Source organism: Staphylococcus sp. HMSC62B09 (genome assembly GCF_001839115.1).
Classification (GTDB): Bacteria; Bacillota; Bacilli; order Staphylococcales; family Staphylococcaceae; genus Staphylococcus; species Staphylococcus haemolyticus.
Genome location: NZ_KV840134.1, coordinates 38,484 through 49,140 on the forward strand (window position 1 = coordinate 38,484; position 10,657 = coordinate 49,140).

The 10,657-nt window shown below is 33.3% G+C and carries 4 protein-coding genes and 1 pseudogene; all 5 read left to right on the top strand.

The annotated features are described in order from the left end of the window. Window positions 1-69: 69 nt before the first annotated feature. Window positions 70-708, top strand: a complete 639-nt coding sequence (locus HMPREF3265_RS06125; protein ID WP_070861159.1) for an SDR family oxidoreductase — start codon at window positions 70-72, stop codon at window positions 706-708. 232 nt (window positions 709-940) lie between these two features. Further along, on the top strand, window positions 941-4,384 hold the full coding sequence (locus tag HMPREF3265_RS06130; protein ID WP_070861160.1) for a dynamin family protein: 3,444 nt from the start codon (window positions 941-943) through the stop codon (window positions 4,382-4,384). Window positions 4,385-4,400: 16 nt separating this feature from the next. After that, complete coding sequence (locus HMPREF3265_RS06135) at window positions 4,401-5,279, top strand: 5'-3' exonuclease (RefSeq protein ID WP_070581693.1); 879 nt, start codon at window positions 4,401-4,403, stop codon at window positions 5,277-5,279. A gap of 386 nt (window positions 5,280-5,665) precedes the next feature. Beyond that, window positions 5,666-5,789 (top strand): annotated as a pseudogene (locus HMPREF3265_RS13110) (YSIRK-type signal peptide-containing protein); the annotation flags it as partial. Window positions 5,790-6,400: 611 nt separating this feature from the next. Further along, window positions 6,401-10,657 (top strand): hypothetical protein (locus HMPREF3265_RS06145; protein WP_070861162.1); only part of this gene is annotated, 4,257 nt, incomplete at its 3' end.

Below are 10,657 nucleotides of genomic sequence, written 5' to 3' on the forward strand. Positions count from 1 at the left end.
ATAGTAAGAGTGTTAAATATAGATACAAATACATAAATTTATATACATCTTAGTTAGGAGAGAAATAATATGCAAACAGTATTAATAATAGGCGCAAATGGTAAGGTCTCTATCGAGGCTACTAAAATATTTTTAGAGGATTCTAATTTTAATGTAGATTTATTTTTAAGAAATGCGCATCGAATTCCTGATTACGCATCAAATCGAGTAACAGTTTATGAAGGCGATGCAAAAAACTCAAAAGATTTAGAGCAAGCACTTGATAAAGTTGATGTTGTATTTGCTAGTCTATCTGGTTCATTAGATATCGAAGCACAAGCTATTGTAGATGCTATGTCTAAAAAAGATGTTAAACGATTAATCTTTGTAGCTGCCCCTGGTATTTACGATGAATTACCAGCTAAATTTAATGAATTTAATAAATCTCAATTTGGAGAGAAATTGACAAAATATCGTAAAGCTGCAGATATTATTGAAGCATCAACATTAGATTATACAATTATTCGTCCAGCATGGCTTACATTTAAAAATGAGACAGATTACGAAGTTACATCGAAGGATACTCAATTTAGAGGAACAGAAGTTTCAAGACGCAGTATTGCAAGTTTAGCTGTACGTATAGCGAAAAACCCAGAATTATATTCTAAAGAAAACATAGGTGTTAATAAACCAAACACTGTTGGAGATAAACCAGCTTGGTTCAATTAACTATTCTTTATATTTGTTTCAAACTATTGTTGTGATAAAATTTAATAAATAGGTAGCGAGTCAGAAATAAAAATTAAAGTTTTTACTTTAGTAAGTATAATTTTTGTTGAATAAACTTAAACAGTATATTTAATTTTAAATCTGCCTACCCGATTAAGAATAGCCTGTTACATTAAGTATGTCTCAGGCTGTTACTTTTTTATTTGAATGTTTGAAACAAAGGGGACTTAGCATGGCTAATAATGAACAATTAGATATTTTATATAAATTAAAAAAAGAAGTTGAAAAATCAAAAAATTCAACTTTAATACATACTATTAATCAAGTAATAAAAAAGGTATACTTAAATCAATATACCGCTTCTTTTGTTGGTCACTTTTCAGCGGGGAAATCTACATTAATTAACTTATTATTAGAACAAGATATTCTTCCAAGTTCACCAGTACCTACCACAAGTAATACTGCAATCGTATCAGTTGCAGACAAACAAGAAATTATAGCTAATTTAGAAAATCAACAATATACAAAATTAAAAACATATGACGAAGTCAAAAAAATGAATCGTTTAAATGTAGATGTAGAGTCTGTTGAAATTAATTTTCCTTCTTCAAAATTCAAAAATGGTTTTACGCTTCAAGATACACCTGGGGTAGATTCAAACGTAACTACACATCAGTCTACAACTGAACAATTCATGTATACAAGCAACATTTTGTTCTATACAGTAGATTACAATCATGTACAATCTGCATTAAATTTTCAATTTATTAAAAGAATGAATGATGTAGGTATACCAGTCATTTTTATCATTAATCAAATCGATAAACATAATGAAGATGAAATTACTTTTGAAACTTTCAAACAAAGAGTCAATAAATCAATAGAAGATTGGGATATTAAACTTACAGATATTTTCTATGTAACAAAATTCGATCATCCCGAAAATGAACTTTCACGTCTTTCTCAATATTTAATACAGAATGATAATTATAGAGAACCTATTGAGGATTATGTAAATCGTACAGTTAAGTTTATTACAGAGGCTCAATTAGGATATATTCAAAATGAACTACAAGATATTCTAGAACAGCTTAATATAAATGAAGATGAATTTGAACAAGCCTATGCTAAATTTCAACAAAATCAAGCCGTTAGTGAAGAAGCTCGACTCTTAAATAATCCTGATCAATTATTAAGTTTTTTAAAACAAAAGCGAAAAGATATATTAGATAATGCATACATTATGACACATGACATGCGTGAAGATATTAGACATTATCTTGAAAGTATGAGTGATGATTTTAAAGTTGGCGGCTTTATAAACAAAAAGAAGAAAAAAAAAGAGGAACAAGAAGCACGCTTACAGAATGTTGTTTCTAAACTTCAAGACAAAGTTAATCAACAAATTCGACAACCCTTACGAGAGGACATGTCATTTTTAACACGTTTTATTAATAACTCTGAAGTTAATCATGATGTATTAAATCAACATTACGAAATAGATTCAAGTTTAATTTCCAATTTATATCAATCTCAAACGAGTATAAGTAATACTTATGTACTTACTTTTAGTGATGAAGTGCTTAAAACTATTACTAATTTTGTAGAAAAACAATCCAATCCGTTATTTAATCAAGCAATTGATCATACACAAGCGCAAGGTTTAACTGAAGAAACTAATGATGATCTACAGATATATGAGCATTATATTGAATTACAAAATTTAAAAGAATCTCTAACAACTAAAAATTATCAACATTATTATATCCATATGGATGACTCTTTAGATAAATTAATAGGAAGAACTGAAGCAAACTATATTTTAGAAAACAATGATCAAGTTTTAGAAAAAGATGAGAACGCGTCTGATGAAAATTTAAATGAGCGTAATACTAAAAAGGTTAACATTCAAGAAGCATTAAACATTATTGAACCTGTACCATTATTTGATAGAACAAAAAATGATATTAAAGATACATTAGAACGATTAGAAAATAAACTTGTCAAAATTGGTGTATTTGGTACATTCAGTGCAGGAAAAAGTAGTTTAATTAATGCCTTATTAGGTGGGCAATACTTAGTAAGTTCACCAAATCCTACAACTGCAGCTACGACTGAATTATCTTACGGTGAGGATAGTCAAATCACACTTAAAACTGAAGAACAACTATTAAATGAACTTAATCAACTCATTGAATACCATAATGTTTCTTTCGAATCACTCGAAGCATTTGTCCAATCTGATGTACCACAATTAAAAAACAAATTAGAAAAGAACCAACTTGCTTTTGTAAGTGCAGTTCACAAACATTTTTCTATATATAAAGATATGTTGGATGAAGGTGTGAAACATACGATTTCTCAAGAGGAAATAAAAAAATGGAGTGCTGAAGATGAGTTTGCTACTTTTGTTAAAACCGTGCACATCAATTTACCATTAGAATGGTTGAAAGGAAAAATAATCGTTGATTCACTAGGCTTACATTCAAACAATCAACGTCATACAAACGAAACTGAACAAATTTTAACTTCATCCGATTTAATTTTATATGTGAGTTATTTTAATCATTCATTTACAGATAATGATAAAAACTTCATCGAACATATGAAAGAGATGAATCAACTTAATGAAAATCAAGCATTCAAAATGGTTATCAACGCTGTAGACCTTGCTGAAAACAGTGATGATTTAGCTGCGGTAAAACATTACGTTAAAGATGCTTTAACTCAAGTAAACTTGAAGTCAGATATCTTTGGTGTTTCAAGTAGAAAAGCATTGAGAGGGAACGATGAAGGTATTAATCAGCTGCGTCATAGCATTGACCAATTTGTAGAAGTTGATTCAAATATAATTTTAGAGCAACAAATAGTTAAACAACTTGAGCAAATCAATATTTCTTTCGAAGAGATGATTCATGATTATAAAACTAACCAATCTCATATTGAACAACGTCAGCATCAATTGAAGAAATATCAAAATGAACAAAGGTTACCAAATCAATTGCTATTTACTACAGAACAACATACTAATAATGAAGTTGAAGATCAGATTTATCATTTAAATGGCAGATTAAAATTACAATTATTGGATGATGTTAAAAGTATATTTAATAGTCAGATGACTCAAAATAGTGATTTTAATGATGAAAAGAAAATTTCTTCTAAAGCATTTTTAGATCAAATACATCAACGACTATATTTAGAACAAAGTTTATTAGTTGAACGAATCAAGAAATATTATAACCGTCAACTTAGCGAACAAGTCGCACCGACAATCCAAAAATTAAATCAATTGCATGTATTTATTAATTCAGATTTTTCAATTATGCCTAATTTTACTGAAAAGGCATTCTTGCGTGTTGATTTAAATGACATGATTAATGCTTTACCTAAACAATTAACGAAACGTCGAATTTTGAACCCAAATACTCAACGAGAGTTACAAGAACAAATCAGTTCAAATACGTTGGAGTTATTACAAAATCAAATTAGTGAATTTAGACAGGCATTGATTCAGTATGTTGCTTCGATGAATAAAGAAACTGAAGAGAAATTTGCGCAAATTGAGGATGCAATTCAAGATCAAATCGATGAATTATTATCATTTAATTTAGACAATACATTAATCGAGCAATTACGTATTGCGAATCAAAAATTAAACGCACTATTAAAATAGAAGGAAGGCACAAAATATGAAAAATCGTGTCCTATTAGTAGATGGAATGGCTTTATTATTTAGACATTTCTATGCTACAAGTTTACACAATCAATTTATGTATAATTCAAAAGGTATACCAACTAACGGAATTCAAGGTTTCGTTAGACATATCTTCACAGCAATAAATGAAATCAATCCTAGTCATGTAGCTGTATGTTGGGATATGGGACAATCCACTTTTAGAAATGATATGTATACCAACTATAAGCAAAATCGTCCAGCACCACCAGAAGAGCTTATTCCACAGTTTGACTACGTCAAAGAAATTTCAGACCAATTTGGATTTATAAATGTTGGAATGACTAATTATGAAGCTGATGATGTGATAGGAACTTTGGCAAAAACATTTTCTGATAATAACGAGGTCCACATCATCACTGGAGATAAAGACTTATTACAATGCATTAATAATAATGTAGAAGTTTGGTTAATAAAGAAAGGATTTAATATTTATAATCGTTATACTTTAACTCGTTTTAATGAAGAATATCAGTTAAATCCACAACAATTAATTGATATTAAAGCATTTATGGGTGATTCTGCAGACGGATATCCTGGTGTTAAAGGTATAGGTGAAAAAACAGCTCTTAAATTGATTCAAACCTATGGAAGTGTTGAGAATGTATTATCCAATATTGAACAATTGACTCCTGGACAACGTAAGAAAATTGAAGCAGATAAGTATAATTTAACTTTGTCAAAAAAGTTAGCCGAAATATTTACTGATGTGCCACTAAATAGCATGGAAATTTATAGAGATATGGCTTATGCACATTCACTTAACCACATACTTTCAATTTGCAACGAACATGAACTTTATGTTTCTGGAAAATATATATCAACAAAATTATAATTTAGTACAAAGACTCAAGACCTATAATGTGTTTTGAGTCTCTTTTTCAACTAATTTATAACGATTCTCAATATTTATATTTTTTTATTTTATTAAATTAAAATCTATTTCACACTCAATTAAATTAATGATACAATTAAATAGAACAACTACTGAATTGTTCATTTCATAATGATAATTGAAATTAACACCCGAGAGGAGTTGTGAAACTTTTGTCGAGCAATTTTTTATGTTCTAATGACTGAAAAAATTAAGACAATAAATATGGTAACTTAATTATCAATCCATTTGATATTGAGCTATGTGTTATCGGAATTACTTTTTCAAAACTACTCATAACATCAACATCAAGAATATACAACATAGAATAGGAGAGAAGCACATCAATGAATCATCGAGATAAACTGCAAAAGTTCAGTATTCGAAAGTATGCAGTGGGAACTTTCTCAACATTAATCGCCACGTTAGTATTTTTAGGAACGCATACTGATCAAGCCCATGCGAGTGAATATACCAATACGACAGTTGAAAAAGCACAGCAAAGTACTGAACCACAAGCATCCCGAGACAATAATAGTAATCCAAATGATGCAATAACAATTCAAAATGATCAAACTCCTGATCAAGCTGCAGAAATCAATAAGCAATCAAAAGAAAATGACAAGATAACTACAGAAAAAAATGCAATAGAAACTCAAACAAGCGAAAAAGAAATTACTAATTCGACATCAACATCTATTAAAGAAAAGATGGAAGAAAGATCGCCAGTCACTAAAGATGAAAAAACAAATGAACTGAAAGAAAAATCTTCATCGATCGTAGGGACGCAATCTTCGAATCAAAGTAACCATGATGATAAGCTAGACACACCTAAAGAATCTAAGTCGGATAACAAATAGAAAATTGATGACAAAAACATTTCTAAACTGACTAATCTTACTCAAGAAATTCAAAGTAAATTATTAGAAGTTGAAACTATAGAACCTTCAAATCCTCATATTGAAGAAGCGAAAAAATTAATTGTAGAAAGTAGTCGTTTCACTCAATCTAGTAATGTCTCGCAACAATCACTTCTAGAATTAGTTACAAGATTAGAGCGAACGCGTAATTCATTAGCAAATGTGATTACTCGTTCTCATTCAGGTAAACGCGATTCAAGAAACGGTCAACAAATTGAAAAGGGTACTAATTTTAGATTTACAACTTTAAATGGTCGTTGGAATGCCGGTAGAAACGTCATTGTGTACCAACGTAACTATGCCTCATTACCTGATGGTAGGGCGTTAGGTACTGGTCAACAAGTTAATGGTGTGGAAAATATTACATTTAGAAAGACCGTAATGCGTGCTTATTATAAACGTGATGGAAATTCAAAATACTTAGTTTATGATGTTTTCTTCAACAATGATGGATTTAATTTCATTCCACGTGGTTCTCAACATCGTCTAGGTATGACATTGCTATTACCATATAAAGTAATGAAATTAAATTCAGATGGCTCATTTTCGAGTGATTCAGTTAGAAATCTATCTTATACCGCTTATGAAAGAAGAAGTGGTAGTAACAGTCTATTGAGTGAGTCACCGAGCGATTTTATCATCGATCCAGATAACAGTACTCAAATGTTTGATATGCTAAATAGCAATCAACATGACTTTGGTCACACAACATTTTATCTCAGTTATGGTGTTCGTCCTGGCAGAAGTTATAATTCTGATGCGAACGAATATTTCCACTCAAATAGAAATAATCCTGATTTGAGAAGAGCAGTCGAAGACCAAAGAGGCATTTTCAGTGGTTGGAACTATGGAATTGGTATTCAAGTGGATCCCAACCATCCAGAAGGTGCAAATCGCGCTTATCACATGCATCTTGAAGTTAAATTAAGAGATAATGTGACGAATGCAGAATTGGAAAACGCTTGGTCATATGCCAACACAGCAGCAATGGGTGGTACAAGTAAAACTGCCTATACTGTTTTATCAGGTCGTTTATTACCTGAAGATAGTGCATTAACTTCTATCGAAAATCAGCCGCCATTAAAACCAACTATTAACTCTAATTTAGTAGGTAAAGCAACAACAACTTCTGTCATAGACGTTTCTACTGATCCGAATACTAAAGTAGAAATTTTCGATAAAAATGGCAATAAAATTGGTACAGGTACTACAGGTTCTAATGGACATGCTTTCATTACGCCAACTCGTCCTATTCCTGAAGGTAATGTCACTGCAAAAGCTTATAATCACAGTGATGAATCAAAAGTTTCAACATCCGATCCTAAATTTGCAACTGACACGACCCCACCTACAACACCAGTCATTAACACTCGATTAGTATATAAAGCTGGTACATTAACACCTATTGATGTTTCTACTGATCCAAACACACATGTTGCATTAATTGATAAAAATGGACGTATTTTTGGAGCAGGTACAACGGATGCTAGTGGTCATGTGATTATTACGCCAGATCGAGTTATTCCTGAGGGAAATGTGACTGCGAAAGCTACAGATAATGCTTTACATCCGAATAGTTCTGTTTCGATTCCTGTTCAAGCGACAACACTTATACCTGTAATGAAACCAGTCATTAACACAGATGTTGCAGGTAAAGCTTTCTCTACACCAGTTATCGACATTACATCTACACCAAATACGCGAGTAGAACTATTAGATAAAAATAATAATGTCATCGGTCGTGGAATTACTGGTTCTAATGGACATGTGAATATCACTCCAGATCATTATCTTTTCGAAGGTAATATCACTGCAAAAGCATATGATCAAACTGATGCAACTAATAATGCAACATCTGATCCAAGACACGTTACTGATACAACACCACCTAGAAAACCAGTAATTAATACTAATTTAGTAAATAAAGTGGGTACGAGAACACCTATTGATGTTTCTACAGATGTTATGACTAGAGTGGAAATTTTTGATGAAAATGGAAAAAGTTATGGTTTAATTCTTACTGGAATAGACGGCCACGGTATTGTTACGCCAACAGCACCACTACCTTTAGGTAAAATCTACGCACGCGCTACAGATGGTGCAGAGACACCTAACTCAATAGACTCTGATCACGTATCAGTAACAGATACTATTCCACCAACAGTTCCAACTGTCGATACAGATTTAACTGGTAAAGCAACAACTTTAACACCGATTACTGTTACTACAGATCCAAATACACGAGTGGATTTAATTGATAAAAATGGGCACATTATAGGTACAGGTACGACTGACGGAAATGGTCATATAATAATCACTCCTACAACACCTATTGTAGAAGGTAATGTGATTGCCAAAGCGTATGACCCTGCTAACAACGTTTCAACGTCTGCACCTAGAAAAGCGACGGATACTACACCTCCAACTAAACCTAGAGTCACTTCACCATTAGTTGGAAAAGCAGGTACGACTGATCCGATTACAGTTACAACTGATCCGAATACGAATGTTCAATTATTAGATAAAAATGGGCAAATCATAGGTACCGGAACAACAGATAGTTCAGGTCGAGTGTCAATTACACCTACAAGACCTATTCCGGAAGGTAATATCACTGCCAAGGCTATAGATAATGCAGAACATCCGAATAGTTCTACATCTGATCCGGTTAAAGCAACTGATACAACGCCTCCAACTAAACCTAGAGTTTCAACACCACTAGGTGGAAAGGCGACAACTTTAACACCAATTGAAGTTATTACGGACCCTAATACGAATGTTCAATTATTAGACAAGGATAACAATGTTATTGGTTCTGGGACTACGGGAGCTAATGGACATGTTACTATAACGCCAACTCGTCCTATTCCAGAAGGTAATGTGATTGCCAAAGCAACGGATAACGCGGAACATCCTAATAGCTCTATATCTGATCCAGTCAAAGCAACGGATTCGACGCCACCGACTAAACCTAGAGTGACAACACCTTTAGCTGGAAAGGCGACTACTAAAACACCGATTGAAGTTATTACGGATTCGAATACAAGCGTACAACTTTTAGACAAAGATGGTCGTGTGATTGGTTCGGGTACGACTGGTGCTAATGGACGTGTTACAATCACGCCAACTCGTCCTATTCCGGAAGGTAATGTTACTGCCAAGGCTATAGATAATGCAGAACATCCGAATAGTTCTACATCTGATCATGTCAAAGCGACGGATACTACACCTCCGACGGAACCTGTTGTGACGAATGATTTAACTGGTAAGGCGACTACTAAAACACCGATTACGGTAACAACGGATCCAAATACTCATGTTGATTTACTTGATAAGGATAATCATGTCATTGGTTCAGGTACAACAGATAGTAATGGTCGTGTTACGATTACACCTACGATACCTATTCCTGAAGGTAATGTACGTGCTAAAGCAACGGATAACGCAGAACATCCAAACAGTTCTACGTCTCAACCGAAGAAAGCGACGGATACTACACCTCCGACGGAACCTATTGTGACAAATGATTTAACTGGTAAGGCAACGACTAGAACTCCAGTTGATGTGTCTTCTGATCCGAATACTCGTATTGAGTTACTAGATAAAGATAATCATGTCATTGGTTCGGGGACTACAGGTGCTAATGGTCATGCCATTATTACGCCAACTCAACCTATACCGGAAGGTAATGTAACTGCGAAAGCTTACGATAATGCGGAACACCCAAATGTCTCAACTTCTGCACCTAAAAAAGCAACTGATACTACACCTCCGACGGAACCTGTTGTGACAAATGATTTAACTGGTAAAGCAACGACTAAAACACCGATTACCGTAACGACAGACCCGAATACACGTGTTGAGTTACTTGATAAGGATAACAACGTGATTGGTTCAGGTACGACGGATAGTAATGGTCGAGTTACAATTTCACCAACGGTGCCTATTCCTGAGGGCAATATCATCGCTAAAGCTTATGACAATGCGGAAGTTCCTAATGTGGCAATTTCTCAACCAAAAAAAGCAACTGATACTACGCCACCAGCTACTCCAACGCTTGATACTGATTTAACTGGTAAAGCCGATACTCAAACACCGATTACGGTGACAACGGATCCGAATACTCATGTTGATTTACTAGACAAAGATGGCAATATTATTGGTTCGGGTACGACGGATGATACAGGGCATGTTACTATCACTCCGACAAAACCTATTCCTGAAGGTAATGTCACTGCCAAGGCAACTGATAATGCGGAACATCCAAATAGTTCTACATCTAATCCAGTTAAGGCAACTGATACAACACCTCCGATGAAACCATCAGTTGTTGGTACTCTTGATGGAAAAGCAGATAAGAAAGATCCTGTTGAAGTTATAACCGATCCAAATACTAAAGTGGAATTACTGGATAAGGAT

What these genes read in the sequence shown, in the direction of transcription:
- HMPREF3265_RS06125 (WP_070861159.1), top strand. Translation starts at nt 70, where the DNA reads ATGCAAACAGTATTAATAATAGGCGCAAATGGTAAGGTCTCTATCGAG.
- HMPREF3265_RS06130 (WP_070861160.1), top strand. Translation starts at nt 941, where the DNA reads ATGGCTAATAATGAACAATTAGATATTTTATATAAATTAAAAAAAGAA.
- HMPREF3265_RS06135 (WP_070581693.1), top strand. Translation starts at nt 4,401, where the DNA reads ATGAAAAATCGTGTCCTATTAGTAGATGGAATGGCTTTATTATTTAGA.